Annotated in this window: 22 protein-coding genes and 2 pseudogenes; 18 read left to right on the top strand and 6 right to left on the bottom strand. The window is 61.0% G+C overall.

Features of this window, described 5'->3' with window-relative positions:
• Positions 1 to 3 precede the first annotated feature (3 nt).
• Together C7G61_RS09285 and C7G61_RS09280 are read left to right on the top strand one after the other, a co-directional pair.
• Positions 4 to 1,740 (top strand): nitrilase-related carbon-nitrogen hydrolase, encoded by a 1,737-nt coding sequence (locus C7G61_RS09285; protein ID WP_108513791.1) that lies wholly within the window; start codon positions 4 to 6, stop codon positions 1,738 to 1,740.
• 58 nt (positions 1,741 to 1,798) lie between these two features.
• Positions 1,799 to 2,554 carry an SDR family NAD(P)-dependent oxidoreductase gene (locus C7G61_RS09280; RefSeq protein WP_057852235.1) on the top strand — a complete coding sequence of 252 codons (756 nt, stop codon included), beginning with the start codon at positions 1,799 to 1,801 and terminating at the stop codon, positions 2,552 to 2,554.
• A 218-nt stretch (positions 2,555 to 2,772) separates the two neighbouring features.
• Here the strand turns inward: C7G61_RS09280 and C7G61_RS47815 are convergent, their stop codons facing one another.
• Together C7G61_RS47815 and C7G61_RS46975 are read right to left on the bottom strand one after the other, a co-directional pair.
• Positions 2,773 to 2,901: a hypothetical protein gene (locus C7G61_RS47815; protein WP_476727209.1), complete on the bottom strand. Its 129-nt coding sequence runs from the start codon at positions 2,899 to 2,901 to the stop codon at positions 2,773 to 2,775.
• A 230-nt stretch (positions 2,902 to 3,131) separates the two neighbouring features.
• Positions 3,132 to 3,580: pseudogene (locus tag C7G61_RS46975) on the bottom strand (FAD-dependent monooxygenase).
• Between the two features lie 481 nt (positions 3,581 to 4,061).
• Here C7G61_RS46975 and C7G61_RS09265 point away from each other — a divergent pair.
• Together C7G61_RS09265 and C7G61_RS09260 are read left to right on the top strand one after the other, a co-directional pair.
• Positions 4,062 to 4,562: pseudogene (locus tag C7G61_RS09265) on the top strand (EamA family transporter); the annotation flags it as partial.
• A 194-nt stretch (positions 4,563 to 4,756) separates the two neighbouring features.
• Positions 4,757 to 5,503, top strand: coding sequence for a sulfite exporter TauE/SafE family protein (locus C7G61_RS09260; protein ID WP_108513789.1), 747 nt, complete (start codon positions 4,757 to 4,759; stop codon positions 5,501 to 5,503).
• Positions 5,504 to 5,526: 23 nt separating this feature from the next.
• Here the strand turns inward: C7G61_RS09260 and C7G61_RS09255 are convergent, their stop codons facing one another.
• From C7G61_RS09255 to C7G61_RS44535, 4 genes are all read right to left on the bottom strand, one after another.
• Positions 5,527 to 5,991, bottom strand: a complete 465-nt coding sequence (locus C7G61_RS09255) for a chromate resistance protein ChrB domain-containing protein (RefSeq protein ID WP_108513788.1) — start codon at positions 5,989 to 5,991, stop codon at positions 5,527 to 5,529.
• Between the two features lie 35 nt (positions 5,992 to 6,026).
• Complete coding sequence (locus C7G61_RS09250) at positions 6,027 to 6,923, bottom strand: YncE family protein (RefSeq protein ID WP_108513787.1); 897 nt, start codon at positions 6,921 to 6,923, stop codon at positions 6,027 to 6,029.
• A gap of 180 nt (positions 6,924 to 7,103) precedes the next feature.
• Positions 7,104 to 7,793, bottom strand: coding sequence for a glutathione S-transferase family protein (locus C7G61_RS09245; RefSeq protein WP_108513786.1), 690 nt, complete (start codon positions 7,791 to 7,793; stop codon positions 7,104 to 7,106).
• Positions 7,794 to 7,819: 26 nt separating this feature from the next.
• A complete protein-coding gene (locus C7G61_RS44535) occupies positions 7,820 to 8,098 on the bottom strand; it encodes a DUF1127 domain-containing protein (RefSeq protein WP_190241741.1) in 279 nt (92 codons plus the stop codon).
• On the opposite strand from C7G61_RS44535, the gene C7G61_RS47190 reads away from it, so the two are divergent.
• The 14 genes from C7G61_RS47190 to C7G61_RS09175 all read left to right on the top strand — a co-directional run bounded on the left by C7G61_RS47190 (position 8,090) and on the right by C7G61_RS09175 (position 24,994).
• Positions 8,090 to 8,305, top strand: coding sequence for a LysR family transcriptional regulator (locus tag C7G61_RS47190; RefSeq protein ID WP_338026064.1), 216 nt, complete (start codon positions 8,090 to 8,092; stop codon positions 8,303 to 8,305). The two genes, C7G61_RS44535 and C7G61_RS47190, sit on opposite strands and share 9 nt — an antisense overlap.
• Before the next feature lie 96 nt (positions 8,306 to 8,401).
• Positions 8,402 to 9,115 carry a LysR substrate-binding domain-containing protein gene (locus C7G61_RS09240; RefSeq protein WP_244608203.1) on the top strand — a complete coding sequence of 238 codons (714 nt, stop codon included), beginning with the start codon at positions 8,402 to 8,404 and terminating at the stop codon, positions 9,113 to 9,115.
• 180 nt (positions 9,116 to 9,295) lie between these two features.
• On the top strand, positions 9,296 to 9,550 hold the full coding sequence (locus tag C7G61_RS09235; protein WP_108513785.1) for a hypothetical protein: 255 nt from the start codon (positions 9,296 to 9,298) through the stop codon (positions 9,548 to 9,550).
• Complete coding sequence (locus tag C7G61_RS09230) at positions 9,551 to 10,438, top strand: DUF1259 domain-containing protein (RefSeq protein ID WP_108513784.1); 888 nt, start codon at positions 9,551 to 9,553, stop codon at positions 10,436 to 10,438. It begins immediately after the preceding gene.
• Positions 10,439 to 10,536: 98 nt separating this feature from the next.
• Positions 10,537 to 10,770: a PepSY domain-containing protein gene (locus C7G61_RS09225; protein ID WP_108513783.1), complete on the top strand. Its 234-nt coding sequence runs from the start codon at positions 10,537 to 10,539 to the stop codon at positions 10,768 to 10,770.
• Between the two features lie 55 nt (positions 10,771 to 10,825).
• Entirely contained in the window at positions 10,826 to 11,521 is a 696-nt protein-coding gene (locus tag C7G61_RS09220) for an ABC transporter ATP-binding protein (protein ID WP_244608202.1), read from the top strand.
• Positions 11,508 to 12,884, top strand: coding sequence for an ABC transporter permease subunit (locus C7G61_RS09215; protein ID WP_108513781.1), 1,377 nt, complete (start codon positions 11,508 to 11,510; stop codon positions 12,882 to 12,884). The genes C7G61_RS09220 and C7G61_RS09215 overlap by 14 nt, the downstream gene beginning before the upstream one ends.
• Entirely contained in the window at positions 12,881 to 13,603 is a 723-nt protein-coding gene (locus C7G61_RS09210; RefSeq protein ID WP_108513780.1) for a LamG domain-containing protein, read from the top strand. Before C7G61_RS09215 ends, C7G61_RS09210 begins: the two co-directional genes overlap by 4 nt.
• Before the next feature lie 209 nt (positions 13,604 to 13,812).
• Entirely contained in the window at positions 13,813 to 15,204 is a 1,392-nt protein-coding gene (gene chrA, locus C7G61_RS09205) for a chromate efflux transporter (protein ID WP_108513779.1), read from the top strand.
• A 16-nt stretch (positions 15,205 to 15,220) separates the two neighbouring features.
• Positions 15,221 to 15,424 carry a hypothetical protein gene (locus tag C7G61_RS09200; RefSeq protein ID WP_244608201.1) on the top strand — a complete coding sequence of 68 codons (204 nt, stop codon included), beginning with the start codon at positions 15,221 to 15,223 and terminating at the stop codon, positions 15,422 to 15,424.
• A gap of 660 nt (positions 15,425 to 16,084) precedes the next feature.
• Entirely contained in the window at positions 16,085 to 16,510 is a 426-nt protein-coding gene (locus C7G61_RS09195) for a cupin domain-containing protein (RefSeq protein ID WP_190241740.1), read from the top strand.
• A 148-nt stretch (positions 16,511 to 16,658) separates the two neighbouring features.
• The gene (locus C7G61_RS09190; RefSeq protein WP_145963584.1) at positions 16,659 to 16,919 is read left to right on the top strand and encodes a hypothetical protein; all 261 of its coding nucleotides are present in this window, start codon (positions 16,659 to 16,661) and stop codon (positions 16,917 to 16,919) included.
• Positions 16,920 to 17,721: 802 nt separating this feature from the next.
• On the top strand, positions 17,722 to 20,487 hold the full coding sequence (locus tag C7G61_RS09180) for a 3-keto-alpha-glucoside-1,2-lyase-like domain-containing protein (RefSeq protein WP_108513775.1): 2,766 nt from the start codon (positions 17,722 to 17,724) through the stop codon (positions 20,485 to 20,487).
• A 2,206-nt stretch (positions 20,488 to 22,693) separates the two neighbouring features.
• A complete protein-coding gene (locus C7G61_RS09175; RefSeq protein ID WP_108514083.1) occupies positions 22,694 to 24,994 on the top strand; it encodes a TonB-dependent receptor in 2,301 nt (766 codons plus the stop codon).
• Positions 24,995 to 25,040 lie beyond the last annotated feature (46 nt).

The raw sequence follows: 25,040 nt of genomic DNA, 5'->3' as shown, positions 1-25,040 counted from the left end.
GTGATGTCGCGCGTGCACAAGGTCGCCACCGTCCAGTTCGAGCCGACCATGTTCGAGAAGGAGCGCAACATCGCGCGGCTGATCGAACTCTGCGAGGCCGCGGCGCTGGCCGGCGCCCGGCTTATCGTCACCCCGGAGATGGGCACCACCGGTTACTGCTGGTTCGATCGGGCCGAGGTCGCGCCGTTCGTCGAGACGGTTCCGGGGCCGACCACGGACCGTTTCACCGCGCTCGCGCGCAAGCATGATTGCTACATCGTTATCGGCATGCCGGAGATCGACAGCGACGGCATCCATTTCAACTGTGCGGTGCTGATCGGGCCCGACGGCGTCATCGGTCAGCACCGCAAGTCGCACCCCTATATTTCGGAACCGAAATGGGCGGCGGCCGGCGATCTCGGCCATCAGGTGTTTGACACGCCGATCGGACGTATCGCGCTGTTGATCTGCATGGACATTCATTTTGTGGAGACCGCGCGCCTGGTCGCGCTGCAGGGCGCCAACGTGATCTGCCATATCTCGAACTGGCTGGCGGAGCGCACGCCGGCGCCGTACTGGATCAGCCGGGCCTTCGAGAACGGCTGCTATCTGATCGAGAGCAATCGCTGGGGGCTGGAGCGCACGGTTCAGTTCAGCGGCGGCAGCTGCGTGATCGCGCCGGATGGCACGGTCTCCGCCGTGATCGACGGCGGCGACGGCTTTGCGGTCGCTGACATGGACCTCGACGCGACACGCGCGCGGCGTGTCGGCGGCGAGGCCGTGTTCGTCCAGCGTCGCCCCGAACTCTATGCCGGGCTGCTCTCCGATACGTTCAGCTGGAATCCGCGTGACTTCTTCAAGCTGTACGGCCACAGACCGTGGCCTCCGGGGCGGATTTCGCAGATTACGGTCGCGCAGATGCAGCCCGGCGGCGACGTCGAAGTAAATCTCGCCAGCATTGCTTCCCTCGCGCGACAGGCAAAACTTCAGAGCGGATCTGATCTGGTCGTGTTTCCAGAGCTTGCGGTGAGCGGACTCGTCGAGACCGGCGCGCGGGCGCAGCCCATTCCGGGGCCCGTCACTGATCGGCTATGCCGACTGGCGGCGGAGCTGAACATGCATATTGTGGTTGGCCTTGCCGAGCGTGACGGTGGTGCGATTTACAACAGCGCCTGCCTGATCGGGCCCGAAGGCCTCGTCGCGGTCTATCGCAAGATCCATCTGACGGACGCCGAGCGCAACTGGGCGAGCCCCGGCGACGCTTGGGTCGTGGCCGACACGCCGGTCGGACGCATCGGGCTTCTGATCGGTCACGACGCGTCATTTCCCGAAGCCGGCCGGATCCTCGCGCTTGAGGGATGCGACCTCATAGCCTGCCCGGCCGCGGTGAAGGAGCGTTTCAGCTCGCCGCATCCGGGATCTCAGGTGCCGCAGGACCATCCGATCCCAACCGGCGCCGATCCCTATCATTGGCATCACTTCCGGGTTCGCGCCGGCGAGAATAATTTATATTTCGCGTTCTCGAACGTGTTCAATCCCGAAGAAGGATACCCCGGCTTGAGCGGCGTGTTCGGGCCCGATACCTTCGAGTTTCCGCGCCGTGAGGCCATCGCGCCCGATGTCGAAGGTACGGCGACAGCCACGATGGACACGACCAATCTCGATACAGTCTATCCGACCAATGTCGTGCGCCGGAAAGATCTGGTCGCGATGCGGATGCCGCATAGCTACCGCGCGTTGATCACGAAGGCTGCGGATTGACGAGCAAAGACATCGATCGAGCGAACGGATGTGTGGCATCTCAACCGAGGAATGAACCATGGATCTGGGACTGAAAGGTAAGAACGCCCTGGTGACGGGTGGCAGCAAGGGGATCGGCCGTGCGATCGCGGATCTGCTTGCAGCCGAAGGCGCCAATGTCGCCATCTGCGCGCGGCAGCCGGAACAGATCGACAGCGTGGTCACGGCGTTGAAGGGCAAGGGCGTCAAGGCCTGGGGCAAGCCGACTGATGTCGCCGACCCCGCCGCATTGAAGCAATGGGTCGATGGCGCGGCGGCTGAACTCGGCGGCGCCGATATCCTGGTGTGCAACGTCAGTGCACTCGCGGTCGGCGACACCGCGGACACCTGGGAGGCGTCGTTCCGCACCGACATGATGCACACGGTTCATGCGGTGGCGGCAACCCTTCCTTATATGGAAAAGTCAAAAACGCCATCGATCGTCATCGTCTCTAGCGTCTCCGGGTTCGAGGTCGATTTCGCCGCCGGCTCGTACGGTGCCTTCAAGGCGGCGCTGATCCACTACGCCAAGGGATTGAGCAACCAGTTGGCCGCGAAAGGAATCCGAGTCAACGCGGTGTCACCAGGCAACACCTATTTCGAGGGTGGCATCTGGCAGAACATCGAGCATGGCTCGCCCGAGCTCTACAAGATGGCGATGGGCTTGAACCCGACCGGCCGGATGGGGACTGCGGAAGAAGTGGCCGTAGGAGTGGTCTTCGTCGCCAGCCCAATCGCGAGCCGTATCTCCGGTACCAACCTGATCATCGATGGTGCGCTGACAAAGGCGGTCTAGCCGGCCACACACCAACGACGGGTTGAGCCGCACAAAACCTTGCTGGGTGCGGTAGGGATAATAGGGATAGGCTGGCATCACGTCGCACGCGCGGCGGAGTGCTGCGATGAGCGCAGGGTCCAGCGATCAGTCGACCGCGCGGATTTTGTCGCGAAGCTGGGCCTCGTGGCGCGCGCCGATGACGACGGACGAGACGATCGGACGCACGCTGTTGCCGGTCATCGTGCCACGGCTTCCAGCGCGTCAACCACGCTCGCACGGACGTTGATCGATTCCAAATAATCACCAACGACATCGATATCATCGGCTTTTGCTACGCATGCGACGTAGCCATCCGGTCGAATCAAGACAATCGCGTGGGGATCGAGAGGTGATCGAATCGCAGCGTCGATGAGCTCGGAATACGTTTCTGCTGTTTGCGGCAAACAACGCAAAACGCGGCACGTCTCCTGAGCCTACGGGAGTTTGTCCAGCGATTGGTGCCAAGCGACGGCCAGGAGCGGGCAGGCCGATGTTGTGGGACCGTGGTCCGTCAAGCGGACTGTGTCATAGCCGACAGATACCTCGGTCATAGTGTCTACCATGACCTTACGAACCGAAGCCAATCCAAGCAAGACTCGGCCGAACAAGTTCCGAGCGGCTTGAGCCGTCGGATTCGCATGGTGGCCACCATGGTCATGCGGCCCGCGACTTTAAGTACCTGATCGCCAATGGCGCTGCGTTCAATGCTAAAACTGTTGAGCAGTGTTTCCGCACACTCTCCACGGCATACCAGTGCCAGCTTCCAGGCCAGATTAACGCGTCCTGCATGCCGGTGTTCATTCGCTGTCCGCCCGCCGGACTGTGGACATGAGCGGCGTCGCCGGCCACGAACACGCGTCCGGAGCGATAGCGTTGGCGTGTCAGGACGGTGCGTGCCGCTGTCGGTCGATGATGCACGAGCGGCCGCTGGCGCGCAAAGCGGACGTTGGAAAATATTCGACCTGGCCATCTCTCATTGGCTGAGCATGGCTCAAGCTTCCTCATGATGGACTGGAGCGAGAGTTCAATTTTTTCAACGTGTTAAAGGGCGGCGTGTGCACGACGTGTGCACCGGGAGATCAAAGAAAATCCACAGACAGTTAGCGTGAGCAGGCTGAACTGAACGCGCTGCGGTGTCAGTGGCGGGCCGATGTTTCGGGAGGTGATTTCGTTCGGCAAGCCGCGAGTTTGCGCCAGTCAATTGCCGAAGGTTCAATTCGCGGAGTGAGCAGTTATGCAATGGCTCAGTGAGGCAGTTAGCCATTGACTGCGAACACAAACTATACGACTTGGCGTTTGTGCCGCGCGGGATGGAAAACTGCCCCGACGAAAAGGAACCTGTTCTCTAGAGCCCGCAGCTTTCGTTGCCGAGGAGATCTGCGCTCGCGCCATGTCGATATCGAGGAACGTCCGGCCCATCAGGAAGTTGGCTGCCTCGGCTACGTTCTTGGCAAGCTTCGCAAGACGTTGTGTCGCTATAAGCCCGGGGCTCGGCCGGACATCTGCGTCATCAGGATCGCTGCTGCTCAATCTTGAAAGCCTCGCAACCATGGGCATTGCGTGGCTGGTGTGGGGAGCCTGCATCTGTTGGGGCATCGACAACAACTTCTTTGTGATCGGGGTCAGCCTTGTTCTTTTCGTGCTGGCCCTTCGTCATCTCGGGACCGCGCGCACAGGGGCGTACTTTTCGCTCGCCCCTTCCATCGGCGCTTTGATAGCGTTAGCCCTCGGCGAGCCGCTGACGCTCAAATTGGCTCTCGCAGCGCTGCTAATGGGACTAGGGCTTTGGCTCCACCTTACCGAACGGCACGAGCACGAGCATTTTCATGACGCGCTGGAACACGAGCACCGTCACGTCCACGACGATCATCACCAGCACGACCACGACGGCCCCATAACCGAACCGCACTCGCACTGGCATGAGCACAAGCCAATGCGGCACAAGCACCCGCATTACCCTGACTTGCATCATCGCCACCGGCATTGACCCTGAAGCGTCCGGCGGTGCTGACATTGGAGCCAGCAATGGAAGTACATCCGCCAAAACTCGACACCAGATGTCGCAATCTCTTGTCTTGATGCGATTCAGATGTGTAGGATAGGAACGGGGATGTCGCAGCCTCCCCGTTAAGTGGGTGACCTCATGCAAGCGCTGCTCGCTGCCCTTTGGAGCGAGCGCCCATGGATGGAAACCTTCTCCTACCTTTTGTTCTAGCGAGATTTTTCGGCGGCTTTGTCAGCGGCTTCTCCGGATTCGCGATGGGCCTGGTCGTGTCCGGCATCTGGCTGCACATCATCACACCGGTTCAAACCGCCGCCCTGATCGCGGGCTACGGCCTGCTGACTCAGGGCTACGGTATCGCGAAGCTGCGACACGAGTTGAGCTGGCCAAACATCTGGCCGCTGACGCTCGGCACAGCAATCGGCATTCCAATCGGTGTGATGCTGTTGACCCACATCAATCCATCGTTTTTGCGTTTCGGCGTCGGAGCGCTGCTCGTCCTTTATGCAGTTTACAATCTGGTTCGCCCACCGATCAAACCATTGAAGATTGGCGTTCCGGCCGACATTGCGATCGGGATCTCCAACGGATTGCTAGGTGGCCTTACCGGCCTTGGCGGCGTCATCTCGACCATCTCCTGCCAATTGCGCGGATGGTCAAAGGACAAGCAGCGTGCTGTCTTTCAACCCGTGCTGTTCGCGGCCTTTGTGATCATTTCAATTTCGCAACTTGTCGCGGGATCATACACGATCGACACCGTCAAACTGTACGGCATCGGCCTTCCGTTCATGATCGCGGGCATTTGGATCGGTTTCAAACTCTATGGAACAATCAACGACGAAACGTTCCGCAAGGCGGTGCTGATGCTGGTTCTTCTTGCTGGCGTGTCGCTGATCGTTTCGGCATCGGGGCTGATGCCTCGCTGATGCTCTCGCGATTCGTTTCTGGCTCAACTGGCGAATTGACCGGCGGGCTTGCCCCGCCTCACCATCTCTTGCGCATAGGCATAGAGAGCGTCGTACACGATCCATTCGGCTGCATTCAGTTCGTGATCATCCTTGTAGCCGAGGTGCCTGAAGCCTTCGGCAATTGCCACAAGTCCCGGACCTTCCGCCTGCCGATATAACGTGTTGTCCGTGTCGGCACCGTTTACGATCCTGCCGAGCAGAACAAGCGCCGGATCCGAGGTCAACTTGTACTTCTTCAGGATGGCCTCAAACGAGCATTCCTTGCCATGGTGGCCGAGTTCAACATCCTTTACGTCATAGGGTATTGCGTCGAGCCGTTTTGCTTCCGCCATCACTGTATCTGCCGGTACGAAGATGAACTCAGCATCCTTGTCCACGAACTTCTTGATGAGCCATGGGCAAGCCACGCGATCAACTTTGACGCGTTCTCGGGTGATCCATCTCATGTGCTTCTCCTGTTTTCAGACTTGAGATCGAAAGGCTATGTGTCAGCAAGTACGAGAACTCCACCATGGGCTGGCGAGATCACGTAAAGCCGATCCGGTGGCACCAGCACAGTGGTATGCGCATCGGCACCCGTGACTGTCCGCATCGTCTTGCCGCTTTTGGGGTCAATGGTCTCGACCAACCCCGGGTCGCCGATGGCGACATGGACACGGCCGGTTGCCGGATTGAAGAACGTCACGTCGGGCGGCCCTGCGATCGGCCATACATTGGTGACCTCTCCTGAATTGCTGTCGACCTCGACGAGATCACCGGCATCGCATGCAGCATAAAGGCGGCCGCGCGCGTAATCGATGTCGAGACCGTGCGCGCCGCCTGAAGGAAGCGGCCATTGCGCAAGCGGGCGTAGGTCCGGGAGGCTGGCAACAAGAATGATGGAAGGCTCGCGGATGCAGAGGAATAGCCGTTCCGCCGCTGCGTCGGTCACGCACCAGCGCGGTCGGCCGGGCAGGTCGAGTTTTGCAGGTTGGCCATCGTTCAGGCGAAAGGCCTGCAGCGACGGCGCCTCCCTCTCGTCGCCAATGCAGGCGGCGATCCCAAGCGAGAGGCGCTTTACGATGGCAGCGCCATTGGGGCGGGCGCCGGTCTTCAGCGTGGAGTTGGTTCTAAGTGTGCCAGCGTTGAGCCAGGAAATGCTCGCCGATCCGCGATTGGTGACTAGTATTTCTCCATCATCGGCAACCGCACCGGCCACGCTTGGAAATCCCGGCAGCGTCGCGATGTGGCGTTCGGCGTCAGGATCGATCACCTCGACCGTACTCTTCGCGGTATGGGCGATAAAGACGCGGCGGCTTGTCGTGTCGAAGATACCGTGATCGAAGGCGCTGCCAGCAGCCCCCGGAATTTCGATCACGCCTATAGGCTTCAACGACATGATAACCTCACGCCGTCGTTCGCTTGGCTGTGCCTGATTGTTCCGTCCATGTGCAATCTCCCCGGAAAACGCCGAGTGTTGCACAGGGCTTGGACGGTGGAGCCGTCTGGCGGGGAGCCTGTGTTTCCCCGTACCTCAAACCTAGCCGCGGACAGCCTCTGCGGCAAGTCGTCTTCCCGGTCAATATTTCGGCCGGTGCGACTTCGCCCATTCGCGTGCGTGTTCGATCGGCCGCCGCTGAACCGCCGCGCGTACCTTCTGCGTCGCCGCCAGATTATCCATGCGCTCCCGCCAGCGGGAGAACCCCGGGAACTTTGGATATATCGACTGCCCTTCGGCGGTCAGGCTGAACGCAAACGTGCTCGGCAGCAGATAGAAATCGGCGATCGTCAGTTCGTCGCCCAGCAGGAAGTTCTTGCCGTGGGCAAGCTGGCGTTCGGCAACTGCAAGCCCCGTCTCGACCTTGGGCAGCGCGTGCGCCACCACCTTCTCGTCAGAGGCAATGCCCAGCTCCGGGAAAACCAGCCGCTCATGCGTCACGTGGTAGATCATGTAGGGGTAGTAGTAGGAATTGACCGCGCTGATCCACTGGTTCATGCGCGCCCGTGCCTTGATGTCTTTGGGCGTCAGCGACGCGCCGCCGAAGGCTTCGTCGACATAGGCGGCTATCGCGCTCGTCTCGTAGATAGTGAGATCGCCGTGGCCGAGGATCGGGACGCGGTTGAACGGGTGCAGCGCCAGATGATCGGGCTTACCCATGACCGGTTCGAGGTCGTGGAATTTGTAGGCTACGTCCTTGTGCGTCAGGATCAGCCTGATGATGTTGACGAAGGTGCTGCGCGGAAAGCCGTAGACGATCGGATCGGACATCCGTTTTCTCTCCTTTCCGATTTTTGTCAGCGCCAGAACGGTTTGGCGGCTTCGCGCAGTGCCTGCTCGCGAGTCAGGCCGATATCGCGAAGCATATGCGGGTCATCGGCGATTTCGCGCAACGCCATGCGCTGAAACGGCCGGTCAAGCAAGCTCCACCATCCGGGCTGCCGGGCGCCTGGTGATCTTCCTGAGCTGGATTGATGAAGTTGGGTGGCCGGGTCAGCGGCGTGCACCGGCGGGATCGACCACGTATCGGTTAAAAGGACGGACATGAGGGCTCCAAATCGCTTGAAATGCTGCACCGGAGCTGTTCAATAATGCGGCGGGACGCTTACCCGCAAAGCATCGTTTCTCGTGCCTGCCCTAGTTTTTCTCATGAAGTCGGTACGATGCGCCTACACCTGCCGCCGCTCAATGCCCTTAAAGTCTTCGAGGCCGCTGCGCGGCATGAGAGTTTTACGCGCGCGGCGGAGGACCTTTGCGTCACGCAAGGCGCGGTGAGCCACTAGGTCAAGGCGCTAGAGGCGGAGCTTGCGGTAAAGCTGTTCAACCGCGAGCGTCAGCGCCTCATCATTACCGAGGCCGGGCGCGATTATCTAACCGTCGTGCGCGACGCGCTCGACCGTATCGCCATCGGCACCGAGCGGCTGTTGCAGCGGCAGAACGCCGGCGTGCTGACGGTTTCCACGTCGCCGGACTTCACCGCCAAATGGCTGGTGCATCGGCTCGGCCATTTCGCCGAAGCGCATACCGGGATTGACCTGCGCGTCTCCGCGACGCTGCACCATGTCGACTTCGCGCGGGAGGAGGTGGACCTCGCGGTGCGCCATGGCGACGGCAACTGGCCGGGAATGGATACGGTGCGGCTGAGCCCCGAACAGTTGTTTGCCGTGTGCAGCCCGAAGTTCTTGTCCGGCAAGCGCCGGCTGAGCAAGCCCGCCGACATCCTGAAATTTCCGCTGATCCACATGGACAGCCGCGCCGACTGGAAGAACTGGTTTCAGGAGGCAGGACTTGACGACGCCGCCGCCACCCACGGCCCGGTTCTCAATCGCGCCAGCATGGTGATTGATGCCGCGATCAACGGGCAGGGCATTGCACTGGCGCGCACCACGCTCGCGGCATGGGATCTGCTGAAAGGCCATCTGGCACGGCCGTTTTCGCTGTCGCTGCCGCTGTCCAAGGCCTATTGGATCATCTGCCCGAAGGCGACCGCGGCGCTGCCAAAAATCGTGACCTTTCGCGACTGGTTGCTCGCAGAAGCCGCAAGCGATCTGCGCCAACTCCAGAAGAAAGGGCGTGCGGCCCTCACGACGTAGTCCGAAAAGTTCCAGTTGTCGCTGGGAAAAATGCGCACGGCCTTGTGATTTCCGCCGCAGCCGATTCCTTGCGCGTGCGACGCACTCCGCGGTAGAAGAGCCGCGGGGATATGCAGACTCCCCATCAGACGATGATCGTCCAAGCTCTGCGCAGCACTCGCTTTGTCGAGAAGATTGCGCATGGACGAACGAAGCCTAAGCACAACGGTTGCGACGGCGAGCTCCGATACGGAACTTGCGACCGCTGCTGTGCCGCCGTCCGGTCAACCTGGCCATCATCCCGTCACTGTAGATTCAACCGTCGTCTATTGCGACAACCCCGAAAGCGTTCGCGAAGGGTTTTGGCTGGCGCTGAGCTTGATGCAGGCGAGCGGTAACCTGCTCACGCCTGATGCCGTCCAGCCTGTCGGCAATCTCATCCAGAAGGACGAATAGATGCGCATCCTCAAATGGCTCGCGGCGTCGCTCGTCGCGGTTTCACTCAGTACAGCGGCAAGGTCGCAGGACATCGACTGGCAGAAGGTCGATGATGCCATGGGCAGAAAAGCGACGGTGACCGGCGACGTACACCGCTACGGATTCCCGCGCACCGACCTCTCGGTCACGCTCGACGGCGTTGCGATCAAACCGGCGCTCGCGCTCGGCGGCTGGGTCGCGTTCAAGCCAGCCCATGGCGGGGTGATGGCAATGGGCGATCTCGTGCTGCTGGAGACCGAGATCAATCCAGTCATGCTGAAGCTGATTGAAGGCGGGCTTGAGATTACCGCCGTGCACAATCATGTGCTGCGCGCCAGTCCCGCGACCTTCTACATGCATGTCGGCGGTCATGGCGACCCCGCAAAAATGGCAGCGGTCATCCGCGATGCGCTTTTAGCCAGCAAGACGCCGCTTACCGCACCTGCGGCCGGCTCGCCGCCGCCGATCGATCTCGACACGGCGCAACTCGACCAGATCATCGGCGCCACGGGCCAGAACAATGGCGGCGTCTACCAGTTCGCCGTACCGCGCCGCGATCCGATCAGTGAAGGCGGCATGCAGATCGCACCGGTCGGACCGATGGGAGTCGCCCAGGCCATCGGCTTCCAGCCCACCGGCAGCGGCAAGGCGGCGATTACCGGCGACTTCGTTCTGACGGCTAACGAGGTCAATCCCGTTATCAGGGCGTTGCGAAGCAACGGGATCGAGGTAACCGCGCTGCACAGCCACATGCTGGACGAGCAGCCGCGGCTGTTCTTCTGCCATTTCTGGGCCAACGACGATGCGATCAAGTTAGCGAGGGGCCTGCGCGCGGCGCTCGACAAGGCTGCGGTCGCGTTGAACTAGGCGCCCGCTTTCCCAGTTCTCGCATGAGATACAGGTATGCTGGCCGCGCGCGCCCGCCAAGGAGTTCTCCTGTTCGCAATCAAGAAGGAGTAGAAATCATGTCAGCACGAGCCTTCTCTCAAGCAGTCCTTTGCTGTCTTATAATGGCTGGCGCCTTCTCGCCCGCTCATGCCCTGACCCAAGAGGAGCTTGTGGCCAAGCTGCAATCAGCAGGTTATTCGCAAATCCGCGACATCAAATCCACCCCCGAAGGCACGTCCGTCAAGGCGACGAAAGACGGGAAGGACGTGTCCCTCGTCGTCGATAGCAGCGGCCAGGTCAAGGAGCGCTAGGAGCCGTTCCATGCTCTCCGCAGAAGTGCCATCGGGCGAGAACTCGGTCCCACCATTGCGCGTCGTCGATCTGAAGAAATGGTACGGCGAGGAGCGTGCCATTGATGGCGTAACTTTCTCTGCGAGCGCGGGCGAGGTCGTCGGCATTATCGGACCGAATGGTGCCGGCAAGACCACGCTGCTGGAAACGCTCGTCGGCCTCCTTCCCGCTGAAGCCGGAGACGTTTTCTGGCATGGCGAGCCGCTACCAGCCTCGGAACGCCGCAACGCACTCTTTTATCTGCCGGATGGCGTGCGTCCCTATCGCGACGAGGCGACCTTCCAGGTCGTGTCGTTTTTTGCCGGTGTCTACCGGCGATCGAAGGCAGAAACCGCAGACACGGTCACGTCAGTGGGGCTAAGGCCCGTTCTCCACAAGCGCGTGCATGCGCTATCGAAAGGGTACAACCGCCGACTTTTGCTGGCGCTGGCTCTGCTGGCGCCGCATCCTATGTTGCTGATGGATGAGCCATTCGACGGCTTCGATCTGCGGCAAACGCGCGAGATAGTCGACGTGCTCCGCAACCATGCCGCTCACGGCCGAACATTCATTCTCGCCGTTCATCAGCTGGTCGATGCAGAGCGGGTCTGTGACCGCTTGGTTCTGCTCGCCGGCGGCCGGGTTCGCGGATGCGGCACACTCGACGAATTGCGCACACAAGCCTCGCTGCCTGCTGGCTCGCTGGAGGATATCTTTCTTGCGCTCACCTGAGGCATATGGCCGGTTCGCCGCGCCGCTGTGGCCGCTGCTCGCAAAGGAGCTGCGGGAAATCACCAATGGTCGGGCGTTTTGGACCATGTTGCTGTTGCTGTGCCCGCTGGTAGGCTACAGCTTTTTTCAAGCTGTTTCTCTTTACAGCGAAGCAAGCACGGCGGCGCTGCAATCGCCCGTCCTCGCAAACAGCCTCTCGCCGCTGGACGGCATTCTGGTGCCCACGCTTGGCTCGTTCTACGTGGCGGTGACCCTGCTGTTTCCGTTCGTTGCCATACGCGCGCTTGGTCAGGAGAAGGAAACGGGCGCGCTTCGCCTGCTCGTGCAATTGCCCTATCGTCTATCCATGCTCGTGTCTGCCAAGCTCATCGCGGTGCTTGCGGCCTGGTGTCTTGCCTTCGTCCCGGCACTCTCCACCCTTGTCTTTTGGCCAATTCTGGGCGGCCACCTGGCCCCGCTCGAGACCGCAAATCTCCTCTTTGGCCATCTGCTTTACGGTCTGCTGATCGGGGCGCTCGCGCTTTTCTCGGCATCGATTGCCGAGAGTGCAGCTACCGCCGCGATTATCGCGCTCGCCGTCACGATCGGATCGTGGGTTCTGGATTTCACCGTCGCCGGCAATCCCGGGTTACTGTCGTGGCTGGCACAGCTGTCGCTGACCCAGACACTGCGCCCGTTCGAGCAGGGGCTGCTGGCAGGTGGCCTCGTGCTGCGCGCCGCTAGCGCGATTCTTGGTCTCGTTGCGCTCACGATCGTTTGGTTGCCGCCCGGCGTGCCGCTACTCGGCAAACTGCGTCGCTCGCTGGCGTGCGCGGTAATCCTGGCGCTGATGCTCGGCGTCGCGACGCAGGTGAGGTCGACCGTCGACGTTACCGAGGACAGGCGAAATTCCTTTCCGTCTGCTGATCAACGGCTGCTCGGCACGCTGCGCCTTCCATTGCACGTGACCGTGCATCTGGCACAAGAAGATCCGCGCTATGCCGACCTGCAACGCAACGTGCTGGCTAAACTCGAGCGCGCCATGCCGAGTGTATCGGTCGCGCTCGCGGGCCGCCGCCAAGCTTTCTCGGGCGGGAGCACCGACGAGTCCTATGGCGAAGCCGAATACGTCTATGGCAATCGATCCGACGTCAGCCGCTCGACCAGTCCCCGGGAAATTTTGCCGCTGCTCTATGCGCTCGCCGGGATTTCTCCTCCCGAACCCACGCCTGGCAGCGAATATCCGGGCTATCCGCTGGTCGCCAGCGCCGACGCCGCACTTTACTGGTTTTTCGGCGGGCTGCCGCTTGTGATTGTCCTTTGCTGGTGGTGGGTCCGACGTCCCCCTTCCAACTCTCTCGCGCATGAAGGAGGTCCCTCATGAACAACAGAAACATGATGGCGTGGGTTGTTCCGGCAATCGGTCTCGCGGCACTGGCTTTACCAGGCCTCGCAGCGCAGCCGATAACCATCGATTTCTCCGGCGAAACCGTCGGGGCCGACCCGAAGTCATTCGTGCCGGTCGTGGGCGTCTGGCGAATCGATAACGACAACGGAAAAAAGGTACTCACCGTCGACGGTCGGCAGTGGAAGGAAGGGCAATCATCCGCGGGTATCGCCGACAAGGCGCGCGCGCTCTACGGCGAACGCTACGCGGAATTTCTCGATCGGGTTCAGGCCTTCGCTTACTTTCCCTATGCAGTAGTGCCCAACGTTGACAATTTCACGAACGGCGAGATCACGGTGCGCTTTGAGGGATTATCGGGCCGCATCGATCAGGCCGCCGGCATCCTGTTCAATCTGAAGCCGAATGGCGATTACCTGGCCGTTCGCGCCAACTGCCTGGAAAACAACCTCGTGCTGTGGAAGTTCGAAAAGGGCAAGCGCTCCTCAGTCAAATGGGTGCGCAATACGCCGACCGCGACCAAGCAGTGGCACGAGCTCAAGGTCCGGATCAATGGCGCCAAGGTCGAGGGCTATCTTGACGGCAAGCTCTACCTCCAAGACACGCTGGCGCAGCCGGTGTCAGGCCGCATCGGCCTGTGGTCCAAGGCCGATAGCTACATGTATTTCAGCGACTACACGGTAAAGGCAGCCGATTAAAAGAGGGAGCGCAATGGAGAACGCTTTCTTCCACATTGACAAATTCGACCATGGGGCCTTGTTTGCGTGGATGGGGAAGCGATCTCCCCACGAGGCGACATGCCCAAGAATCGCGTCCGGTTCTCACCAAGGGCGCATTATGTCGGCCGCAATCCCGATCTCATCCGACAATCTTTCCCGCATGAACTCCCGATTGACGAGGTGACGCCATGACGGACGTTCCTGCCAGCAAGAACGCCGCGCCGGATTATGCGCATGGCATCTCCTTCGGCGAAGCGCTCATCGTGTGGCTGCGTGTTGCCATCCTCAGCTTCGGCGGGCCGGCGGGGCAGATCGCGGTGATGCATCGCATCCTTGTCGAGGAGAAAAACTGGATATCAGAGGGCCGCTTCCTGCACGCGCTGAATTACTGCATGCTGCTGCCGGGGCCCGAAGCGCAGCAGCTTGCGACCTATATCGGCTGGTTGCTGCATCGGACGATCGGTGGCCTCGTCGCGGGCGGGCTCTTCATCCTGCCGGGCATCATCGCCATCCTGGCGCTCAGCTACATCTACGCGGCCTATGGCAATGTGGGTTTCGTGGAAGCGCTATTCTTCGGCCTGAAGGCCGCGGTGCTCGCCATCGTCGTCCAGGCGGTGGTGCGGGTCGGCAAGCGCGCGCTGCGCAATTCGGTGATGATTGCGATCGCCGCAATCGCGTTCGTCGCGATCTTCTTCTTTGCCGTGCCGTTCCCGGTGATCATCATTGCGGCCGGTATCGTGGGCTTTATTGGTGCGCGGCTTGGCCGGCAGGAATTCGAGGCGATCGAGCACGGTGGCGGCAAGGACGCGGCTGTTATTGACAGCATGCTCGGTGAGGCGATTCCCGACCACGTGAAGCCCAACCCAGCGCGGACGTTGCGCGTGACCGCAATCTGGCTGGCGCTGTGGCTGATCCCGGTTGCAGCCCTCCTGATCGGTCTCGGACCGAATAATGTCTTCAGCCAGATCGCGATCTTCTTCAGCAAGATGGCGATGGTGACGTTCGGCGGGGCGTATGCGGTTCTGGCATATGTCGCGCAGCAGGCGGCGGAGTATTATCACTGGGTCTCGCCCCGCGAGATGCTGGACGGGCTCGGCATGGCGGAGACGACGCCGGGGCCGCTGATCATGGTGGTTCAGTTCGTCGGCTTCATGGCCGCCTTCCGCGACGCCGGCGGGCTGCCGCCGATGCTGGCCGCGACGCTCGGCGGGCTGCTCGCTACCTGGGTGACCTTCACGCCATGCTTCCTGTGGATCTTCGCCGGCGCACCGTACATCGAAAGGATGCGCGGCAACAAGGCGCTTGCCGGCGCTCTGTCAGCCATCACGGCGGCGGTGGTCGGCGTCATCCTCAATCTGTCGATCTGGTTTGCCCTGCACACGCTGTTCAGGCAGACCTTTGAGGTGAAAAGCTTTGGGCTTTCATTTGACGCGCCGGTGCTGACGAGGGTTGACGTGCCCGCACTTGTCCTGTCGATCGCGGCGGCGACCGCCATCTTCCGCTTCAACTTGGGAATGCTGACTGTTCTCGCGGGATCCTGTGTCGCGGGCATCCTGCTGCGGCTGACAGGGCTCATTTGAGAGAGGCAGGCGAATCATGCAGTTGGCCTCTCGGAGCCTCCTACACCGGGTTGCCGTCCTGCTGGCGATCCTGACGGCGCCGTCATCGGCTCTGCGAGCGGATGATGCGGACGAAAGGACCATCGTTTTCGTCTGCCTGCACGGCGTGGTGAACAGCCAGATGGCGGCGGCTTACTTCAACAAGGCCGCGAAAGAACGAGGGCTGGCGGTGCACAACTAAAACATCGGTCGCGTCCCTCCTGCTTGCCCTCGTTCAGGCCGAAAGCATGCAGCGTGTCGGAGTTTCCCGCTCGGCGTCGATGCAGGCGACGTCCCAAGTGCCAGGCGCTCGATGATCGTGCGCCGTTTGCGGAACTGAGCGGGGCACGGCATTTCGCCGCGCGTTGAATCGGCCGCGCCCGGGTCAATCGGTGAGCACCAGAAATCGCATCGCGATCCACCATGCGATCGCGCCCGCCACCATCAGGCTTATGGCCCAGGCCAGAACCGGCCTCAAGCGGATTTGAATTTTCATCGACGAAGCTGTCCGTCTGCAATCCTGTAACTCCGACGGAATGTCCGCGTTCCGCTCGCGGCCCGGCTGTTGGCGCAAACGTAAAGCGGCTGAAGGGAAGGGCCAGGGCGATGATCGAGGCCAGCAAGCTTTCGCAGCTATCGCGGTGATCATGCTCGGAGCATGGCCCTTAGTGTCCAACTGGTGATTTTCCGCTACCCACGAAGCGACTGCTAAGGAAATCGCTTACCCGTTCACTAGGGGGAAAGCCTGGGGGAATCGGTTCCCGGAATTTACACCCGAGTACGGGGTTCATTCGGTATTCCAAGCGCAAATGCAAGACGAGGGACCATAACCGCCGAGAAACCCGAGAGGCAGAAGATGAAAATGATCCGCCGTGAATTGCTCTACCTCGCTGGAGCGGCAGCAGCGCTGCCATATGTGCCAACGATCGCCTGGGCACAGACGCAGACAGCGCCAAAGCTCACCCAGATCCTCCGAAAAGACCTGGAAAGTCAGGGCGAAACGGTCCAGGAGACGATTGTCAGTGTCGTCGACTTCGCACCCGGCACGGCCGCTCCATGGCACAAGCATCCCGGTGCGCAGGAATTACTTCACGTGTTCGAAGGAAGCCTTGTCGTCGAAATCGAAGGAGCAGCCGGGACTCGGCTGAACGCCGGAGAAGCCGGAATCATCGCGGCCGATCTCGTCCATCTCGCCCGCAATGAAAGTACCAGCGCAAGCGTGAAGGCCTTGGTCGTTCACAGCAGAGCTGCCAGGGACAAGCCGCTGGTTGTCGTCGTGAAGAACTGAAGTGATGCTGAGAAGGCGATAGGGTCCCGCGCACAATTCAACGTCCGCTTAGGGGGCCGTCATCACGCTTCGAAACATGGCGAATGGGCTCTCGCGCATCTATTGGGACAACTGTACGCACCATCTGACCTTTAAGCGGGATGCAGTCATGATTACGAGAAGTCTGATTGGCGCTTATCGGTACTGCCATACGCTAGCCGGTGGCACGCCGATCCTGGCGCTCGGGCCGAATTTATCGCTATGGGCAAGGCGCTTGGCGGCGGTGACCGCGGCGATCGGCGTCATCTCCCTTGCGGTGCTGTTCCGCTGGAAGGTCAGCAATCCGACGCTGATTGCGGCAACTGCGTCGTTTTGCCTGAACCGGATGGACCGCTTAGCCGAACGAACTCGCCTTTTCAATCTCAAGTGAGGCTTCGCGCAATGCGCCAACTGTGGCGCGGTCGCTACGATATGTCTTCGAAACGGAACGCACGGACACAAATGCCTTATTCACGGGCTCGCCTCCGATAGAGTCGCTGCAGCCGGCTCTCGCAGAAGCCGAGCTGTGGTTGAAGACACGCCGATGCTCGCGGCTGCAATCGCGATTGCGACAAGGGAGCACGCCAGCACCCAATCGATTGCCGGCTCCGTCGGGCCAAGATCGGTCATCAGCGAAGGCAGCGCGAAGGTTTGGCCGGGCGACATCTTACGGCAGTGTCGAACAGTTCAAAGTGCAGGATGGGCTTCTGTTTGATGCGGTGCGACCAGGAGACGAAGTCGTCTTTTCCGCTTCGGAGATGAATGGAGCAATGACGATCACAAAGCTTGGCGAGCAGTGACGCGAGAAATCGACGTTTAGGCTGATTGCGCCACAACTGCCGATGCGAAGAAGGTTTATCGTAGATCCGCGTATGCTCCGTCGCGCGCCACAACAATCTCTCGTCGTCGATCGCTGCGAGTCACAACGGAAGCAGGCCTTGTAGTCGACCAGATATGAAGTCATTTCAAGCGGCTCGAATTTGAGACGCAGGTGTTCCTTTGGGTGACAGAAATAGCTGACGCGATGGTGCGGCGGTGATAGGTGCGCACGTATTTTCCAACGAGCCGCGAATTCACCAAAAGATCCCATCGATCAATCGCAGCCGAAGTGTGAGCCGTTTCACATGCAATCTCGGCTTTAGGTTGTAAGTTTCCTCGGGGGCAAGTCTCATCCTGCAGCGCGGGAGGTCTTCATGGCCACATTGCTCGGTTCCGAAACCACCTCATTCACTCTCGACAACATGGGCCGTTACCTCTGCAACAGTCTGCAGGAGGCAATCGACAGCGCCGGTCAGACCATCGGTGATCAGCGGCGCGAGTTCGACGTGATTGTCATCGGCGCTGGATCGTTCGGTTCGGTCATCGCGAACGGGCTGTTCATGAAGGATGCGACCCACAGCCGGCGTATCATGGTGCTGGAATCAGGCCCATTCGTTCTGCCCGAACATGTGCAGAATCTACCCTGGATGGGGGGCGATCCCGGCTACGGTGTTCCCTGGGTCACGCGGCCCGGCTCCGACCTCGGCTACGCCGGGCTGCTTTACGGAGTTGGCGGCCGGTCACTGACTTGGGGCGGGTGGTCGCCGGAGCTGCTGCACGACGCCAACAATGATGAGATGGCTGGCTGGCCGGCGTCCGTCGTCAACGAGCTGAAGGGCCACTATTTCCTCGATGCCGGCGACCAAATCGGGACCAACAGCACGAACGACTATATCTACGGCCCGCTGCACGTCGCGATGCGGGCCCAGCTCTTCGATGGGCTCAACGCCGGATCGGGCCCGAACGGCCCCTTCGCCAGCCTGACGCTTGCCGATCTCCAGGATGCGGCGCCAGTGCGCGCCTTCCCGCGCCGCCACAACAATCAGGCGCCAAGCGATGATGATCTGCGTGATATGCTGGGCCTCAAGCCAAATGGTGTTGCCCACAATGACCTTTTGAACATGATGAAGCTGGAGGCACCGCTCGCCGTGCAGTCGCGCACCGAGCCGGGGCAATTCCCCATTAACAAATTCAGTGCGGTCCCCATTCTGGTCGAAGCCGCGCGGCTCGCCTCAAGCGAGGCTGGCGGGGTTGGGCCAGCCGCTGATGCGCGCAAGCGCCTGATGGTCGTCCCGAAATGCCAAGTGCTTGAATTCATCACCGAGACGCAGCCGGACAACTGGGTGCGGGTGACCGGCGTGCGCGTGCGCGACGCGAGCGGCCAGGAGCAGGTCGTCTTCCTCGCGCCGCCGCGGGCCGACGGCACGCAGGGGGCCGTGGTTCTTGCACTTGGAACGATCGAGAGCACTCGGGTGGCGCTCACGACCTTCCAGTCCTCGCTCGGCTGGCGTGCGGCACAGCGCATGGGCAGGAACCTGATGGCCCATCTGCGCTCCAACCTGAACATTCGGATCCCGCGCACCGCGCTCGCGCAACTGCCCAAGGAGATCGATCTGAACGCACTGCAGGTCTCCGCCCTGTTCGTCAAGGGCAAGGCGAGGGTGGCCGGCAAGGATCGCTACTACCATCTGCAGATCACGGCCTCCGGTCTCGCCCGTTTCGGCAACGATTCCGAGGCGGAGCTGTTCAAGAAGATCCCGAGCCTCGAGCATATGGACGCGCTGCTCGATGCGGACGACACCACGGTGGTCATCACGCTCCGCGGCATCGGCGAGATGGTTCCGCACAATCCAGACAGCTTCGTCGATCTGGCCAAGACGCCGAGCGATTGGGAAAACGGCCGTCCACGCGCGTTCGTCGACATCGGCGATGCCCGGCAGCCGGCGGGTGGCAGCGCCGAGACGCAAGCCGATCGCGCTCTCTGGGACAAGATGGACGCCTTCACTGACGAGGTCGCGCTGATTTTCGCCAATGGTCAGCCCTTTGAGATTCTTGGCGCCGCCGGCGGGACGACGGTTCAGGTGCCGGCGGGCGCCAGCGTGGCCGATCTCCGCAATGCACACCCTTACCGGGACCGCCGCGACCGTCTGGGCACGACCCATCATGACGCCGGCACGCTGTGGATGAGCAGCGACGCGGCAAACGGTGTCACCAACGACTTCGGTCGCATTCACGATACCACCAATTGCTACGTGGCCGGCCCGGCGTTGTTCCCGACGATCGGCTCGCCAAACCCCATGCTCACCGGCATGGCGCTCGCCCGCCGCACCATCGATCTCCTGACCAGCTCGGTGCTGCCCAAGCCGGCCGCGTTCAGCGCAGCGCCGCCGTGGCGAACGCTGTTCGACGGCACCGCGCAGTCGTTCAACACCGACTGGGTGCGCGTCAGCCCAAACAAGAGCAACGGCTTCGCCCTCATCAACGGCGAGATCGTCACCTACGGCGGCGGCGACTTCGGCCTTCTCTACTACGCCCGGGAGGCCTTCGCCGACTTTACGCTGCGGCTTCAGTTCCGGATCTTCGATCCGGTCAACCACAATTCGGGGATCTTTGTGCGCTTCCGCGATCCCGTGGCACCGCTGCCCAACGCAATCGCCCAGCGCGTCATCGCCAACGGTGATGCCAACCGACTCGCGTCCAACCGCGCCTGGTCCGCGGTCCATTCCGGCTTCGAGATCCAGATTGACGATATGGCGCGCGGCGATACCAGCAAAGATTTCTACGGCATTCGGCCCGAGCCCGATGGGCTAAACAAGAACCGGACCGGAGCGATCTACAAGATTCCGGCGGGAGACGCGATCCCGAGTGGCGGCTTCGACCTCGCCCTCCAGACCTACACCCCGCCGCCGAAGCTCGTTCCAGGGCGCTGGTACGAGTATGAGATCGCAGTCGCCAACAACGACTACACAGTCGACCTGACCGACCTTACAACCAATGCCAAGGTCCGCACCACGACGTTTCACAACGCCGACGTCGTGCGCGGCATTGCCAAGGAGAACGGGAAACCCGCCGGCTATATCGGCCTGCAGTCCTATCCGAATGCGACCGTCGCCTTCCGGCGAATTCAGATCAGGATCTGACCTCGCGGGTCGCCACGCACTGGCAGCGGCCGCGGTAACTGGAGCGCTTTGGTCATTTGACACCTTGGGCTGGTTCAGTCCGTTGATCTGGGTGGCGGCGCCAGCACGGCTGACCACAGACCAGGGGTAAAAACGGACGGCCTCGGTGCATGCGGCTCTGTGCGAACCGGTAGCCGATGCTGCTGCGGATCGCCGTGCACCAAGGAGTGGCCTCAGTCGCCGTTCCCGGCGCCGAGACGGGCGGCGGCGGAGGCTGGACGACACTATGGCTGGGCGTGCTACTGATGATGGTACTGGGGTTGCGGCCCTCTTGAGCGCGAGTGGCGCGCTTCGGCGCGCCCCGTGGCCCGCGCGCTTTCTCACTCCAGAACAGAGTTCTCGGTCATCGCGCCGACACTAAACCGTCTCCCGTTCGGTCGCAGTGCGTCCCAGCGGCGAACGAGACGAGCTTTTTAGGCTACAGCAGGCAGGTAACACGGTGTTTGTTGCGCGCCCGGGATTTGAACTCGGTGTCATCGGACAGGGAGGTGTACGTGGATCTCGCACATACGGCTACTCCCGGCGGGCTATAAAGATGCCACCGACCGAGTTAGCTTGCTCGCCGATAAGAAAACAGGGCTTCCGTAATAGTGGGTTTCGCGCTGTAGCGGACCTGACTCGAACCCCCGACAGCCGCTCACCGCAGATCGGGACATACCATCTCAAAACGCTGATCTCGTGAGTCAACCATCCTACAAATCTGAGCTCGGGGTGCTCAGAGAGCTGTGCAAGTTTTGGTCCAATAAGGCCGCTTCGGCCGTTGGCGCTTCTCCCGTCACGCATGTGACTACCGATCGCGGCATTCTGAACGCTGGAAATTCACCAATGCCATCAATGGGTCAACCTAAGGCGAAAATTCAGAACGTTCGTTGATTTTACTCGTGAATTCACCGCATTTTGATTCCGCCATTTGGAGGTTCAATCCCTCCCGCCCCAGTGTAGGAGTCTCGCTCGCACCGCGACATTCCATCTAGCGATTGGACGTCGCTGGCTGGACCTAGCTCAAGCTTCCTCATGATGGATTGGAACGAGAGTTCAATTTTTTCAATTTGTTAAAGGGCGGCGTGTGCACGACGTGTGCACCGGGAGATCCAGAAAAATCTATTGAGGGCAGATTTGAGCGCCTTGGACTCGATGCGATCTAATTAGCGAAAGCAGTGCGGCCGCGACCCGGAGGCTGATTTCGTCTGTCGACTTTGAGCGGACCAAGCGATGATGTCGCCGGCAGAGTAGGATTGTTAATCCGCGTGTCTCTGAAGAATGCTGATGTCATGGGGCGAGCCGCACGTTCTCGAACCTCCGGGCTTCACGCCTTGGTCCGTCCTCGAGTTCGCTATCGCGGTCCTTTCCGGCAAATGGGAAGAAAACTGCAGGTTCAACGACGCCGTTATCGGAAAGAGCATTTAATTTTCCGTCCCGAATGACTGCGCCGTCATTCGCCGCGTCGGTGCCAGCGGAACAAAAGTTCGTCATACGGTCGGAGCCGGCGCGGGCGCGCGCTGCTGGATCATCTCCAGAAACTGGGCGATAAGGATCGGCCAATTCAGCAGCGAAGCGAAGCAGAGGCCGATCATAATGGTCTCCACCACCAAGTCAGCCCATTGAACCACCGTGAGAGCTCATCACGTTCCATTTTATTTGCCTATCTTGCGCTGCGGCAGATGTCGTCGCAATGAGAGCGACGCACAGGAACGAAATGGTGACGCGCAATAGTCAGCCCATGACGAGGTCTGCAGCGTTCCTGAAAAAGCGAGGCCTATTACGTTGACGTGCCCAGGAAAAGCATGGCCGTTGGCGAGAGCGCTCTCGTCTATCGTTCCTGCCGAATTTCAACAGCACCGATTTGGAATCTTTCCAAAGCACCTTTGGAATCTTTCCAAACACGGCGTCAGCTGACTCTGGCCGTCGATGATCGAGACATTCTAAGTCGCAGCGCACGCATTTGCGTTGCGGTCACCATAGCGTCTCTTTAAAGAGGCGGCGCAGATCGCCAGCGATCGGAGGTTGCTGATAAGGCGCAGGCAACCAACCCAGAGTGCGAGTCTGCGAGGGAGCTGATTTACAGGGCCGCAAGTGTCGGCCGAGCTCGGACGCGGAGAGCGGATATTCGGTCCATGGTCGTTGCAGCCTAGCGTGGAACCATTTCACGTTGGGCGACGCGCTGTTGATGAGGGACTTTCTGGGAATGCGACGTGCAGGTGGGATCGGAACGGTAACTCGCTTTGGTGCGACATTACTAGGTGGAGTGGCGTTGCTGGCGGGATCCGGATCGCCCGCTCAATCCCAAACGCCGCAAAGCGGAAACTCCCTTCCACCCGTTACTGTCGATGCTCCGACGCAACAGTCGGTCCGCCGCGCGCCAACCAAACGAAGTGACGCCCGGGTCCGATCGACTTCACGGCGCACCACGGTGCCTTCCGCCCCGCAGGCCGAAACCGTCGCGGTGCAATCGCAGCCGTCGCAGCCGGGTGTCGTACCCGCCTTTGCAGGCGGCCAGGTCGCTCAAGGCGCGCGGCTGGGAATGCTCGGCAACACCAGCACAATGAAGTCACCTTTCAACGTGACGAGTTACACGGACAAGTTCATCCGGGATCAGCAGGCGGCAACGGGTGCGGATGCCTTGATCCTGGATCCTTCCGTGCGCAGTACCCACCCAACGGGCGGCGTGGTCGATTCCTTCAATATTCGCGGCTTCCCAATCAACGAGGGCAACAATGGTGAGTTCGCCTTCGAGGGCCTTTACGGCATCGCGCCGAGCTACCGCATCTTCACCGATTACGTCGAGCGCATCGAAGTGCTCAAGGGGCCCTCAGCCGCGCTCTCGGGCATCGCACCCAATGGCGGCGTCGGCGGCGTCATCAATGTTGTGCCCAAGCGTGCGGGAGAGGACCTGACCCGCTTCACCGCGGGTTACGGTTCGGCCGCACGGTTCGGCGGTCACTGGGATATTGCGAGGCGCTACGGCGACAGCAAGGAATGGGGTGTGCGCACCAGCGGCAGCCTGCGCGGCGGCGACACGCCGATTGACCGCCAGTCCGAAACGACGGGCGTCGGGGCGCTGGCCCTCGACTATCAGGGCGAACGGTTCCGGTCCTGGCTCTACCTTATTGCCCAGACCGATCGGTTTGACGCTCCGTCACGTCCGTTCCTGATGGATCCCAACCAGCCCAGCCTGCAAGTGCCAAAGGCACCGGACGGCCGGCTGAACGTGACGCAGCCCTGGGAGTGGTCGCGCATCAACGATCAATCTGTCTTGTGGCGCAACGAATACGATGTAACCGATCAAGTTACGCTGTTCGCCGACGTCGGCGGATCGCGGACCAATGTCGAGCGGTTCTTCGGTCTTCCGACCATCAAGACCACGAGCGGCGACACCACTTCGACGCCGCAGTTCTTCGGGCTCAGCATTGATCGATACACCTATGATGGCGGCGTCCGCGCCCGCTTCGATACCGCATTCGTTCGCCATGCCGTCACCTTCCAGGCTTCCGTCTATCATGACGCGCTGTACCGGCGGCTCACCAATGGCAGTCCGGTTGCGTCGAACATCTACAGTCCGACCGTGGCGCCAACTCAGTTCGCAAACGAGATCCCCGGGCGCCCACCGCTCTCGGACAGCCAACTCACGGGGCTCTCGATTGCTGACACCTTGTCCGTGCTCGATGAGCGTGTCCTGTTGACGTTGGGTGTCCGGCGCCAGGGCGTCGAGGCGAATAACTATCTCACACCGATGACGTCCTACGACAAGAGCGCGACGACCCCCGTGGTCGGCCTCGTCGTCCGGCCCCGGGACAATGTCTCCCTGTACGCGAACTACATCGAAGGTCTGAGCCGGGGCGACGTAGCGCCGCAGCAGGCTTCCAATTTCGGCGAAGTGCTCCCGCCCTACATCGCCAAGCAGTACGAGGCCGGCATCAAGGTGGACTTCGGCCGGATTGCAACCACCTTCAGTGCCTTCCAGATATCGAAGGCGAGCGGCGAGCGGGCTGCTGACGGACACTTCGGGGCCACCGCCGAAACGCAGGTGCGTGGGCTTGAGTTCAACGTCTTCGGCGAACTTATGCCCGATGTTCGTGTCCTCGGAGGCGTTTCGCTGTTGGATGGCACCCTGACAAAGACCGCCATCGCGGCAAACGTGGGCAATACGCCAATTGGCGTTCCGAACGTACAGGCCAATATTGGCGCCGAATGGGATCTCCCGTGGGTGAGAGGGCTCACTTTGAACGGGGCAGTCATCTACACGGGCAGGCAGTTCGTCGATGCAGCGAACAAGCAGCCGATCCCGGATTGGACGCGGCTCGATCTCGGCGCCCGCTACACGACGGCGATCAACGGCAGGAAGACGGTCTTCCGCGCAAACGTCCAGAACGTCACCGGTACGAACTACTGGTCCAGCGTGGCCTCATTCGGAACGTTCTTCCTGGGAGCACCGCGCACGTATCTCCTGTCAATGACCGTGGACATGTAATCGTTGCTCTTACAGTTCGGTGAGACGGTTCATGGATGCTTGTAAG

Source organism: Bradyrhizobium algeriense, from assembly GCF_003062295.1.
Taxonomy (GTDB): Bacteria; Pseudomonadota; Alphaproteobacteria; order Rhizobiales; family Xanthobacteraceae; genus Bradyrhizobium; species Bradyrhizobium algeriense.
Note: the sequence above shows the minus strand (reverse complement) of the source record. Positions and strands in the feature narration are given on the sequence as shown.

What these genes read in the sequence shown, in the direction of transcription:
- C7G61_RS09225 (WP_108513783.1), top strand. Translation starts at nt 10,537, where the DNA reads ATGTCAGCACGAGCCTTCTCTCAAGCAGTCCTTTGCTGTCTTATAATG.
- C7G61_RS09285 (WP_108513791.1), top strand. Translation starts at nt 4, where the DNA reads ATGTCGCGCGTGCACAAGGTCGCCACCGTCCAGTTCGAGCCGACCATG.
- C7G61_RS09255 (WP_108513788.1), bottom strand. Translation starts at nt 5,991, where the DNA reads ATGAGATGGATCACCCGAGAACGCGTCAAAGTTGATCGCGTGGCTTGC.
- C7G61_RS09235 (WP_108513785.1), top strand. Translation starts at nt 9,296, where the DNA reads ATGGACGAACGAAGCCTAAGCACAACGGTTGCGACGGCGAGCTCCGAT.
- C7G61_RS09250 (WP_108513787.1), bottom strand. Translation starts at nt 6,923, where the DNA reads ATGTCGTTGAAGCCTATAGGCGTGATCGAAATTCCGGGGGCTGCTGGC.
- C7G61_RS09175 (WP_108514083.1), top strand. Translation starts at nt 22,694, where the DNA reads ATGAGGGACTTTCTGGGAATGCGACGTGCAGGTGGGATCGGAACGGTA.
- C7G61_RS09280 (WP_057852235.1), top strand. Translation starts at nt 1,799, where the DNA reads ATGGATCTGGGACTGAAAGGTAAGAACGCCCTGGTGACGGGTGGCAGC.
- C7G61_RS09180 (WP_108513775.1), top strand. Translation starts at nt 17,722, where the DNA reads ATGGCCACATTGCTCGGTTCCGAAACCACCTCATTCACTCTCGACAAC.
- C7G61_RS09245 (WP_108513786.1), bottom strand. Translation starts at nt 7,793, where the DNA reads ATGTCCGATCCGATCGTCTACGGCTTTCCGCGCAGCACCTTCGTCAAC.
- C7G61_RS09260 (WP_108513789.1), top strand. Translation starts at nt 4,757, where the DNA reads ATGGATGGAAACCTTCTCCTACCTTTTGTTCTAGCGAGATTTTTCGGC.
- C7G61_RS09210 (WP_108513780.1), top strand. Translation starts at nt 12,881, where the DNA reads ATGAACAACAGAAACATGATGGCGTGGGTTGTTCCGGCAATCGGTCTC.
- C7G61_RS09200 (WP_244608201.1), top strand. Translation starts at nt 15,221, where the DNA reads ATGCAGTTGGCCTCTCGGAGCCTCCTACACCGGGTTGCCGTCCTGCTG.
- C7G61_RS09190 (WP_145963584.1), top strand. Translation starts at nt 16,659, where the DNA reads ATGATTACGAGAAGTCTGATTGGCGCTTATCGGTACTGCCATACGCTA.
- C7G61_RS09195 (WP_190241740.1), top strand. Translation starts at nt 16,085, where the DNA reads ATGATCCGCCGTGAATTGCTCTACCTCGCTGGAGCGGCAGCAGCGCTG.
- C7G61_RS47190 (WP_338026064.1), top strand. Translation starts at nt 8,090, where the DNA reads ATGCTGCACCGGAGCTGTTCAATAATGCGGCGGGACGCTTACCCGCAA.
- chrA (WP_108513779.1), top strand. Translation starts at nt 13,813, where the DNA reads ATGACGGACGTTCCTGCCAGCAAGAACGCCGCGCCGGATTATGCGCAT.
- C7G61_RS09230 (WP_108513784.1), top strand. Translation starts at nt 9,551, where the DNA reads ATGCGCATCCTCAAATGGCTCGCGGCGTCGCTCGTCGCGGTTTCACTC.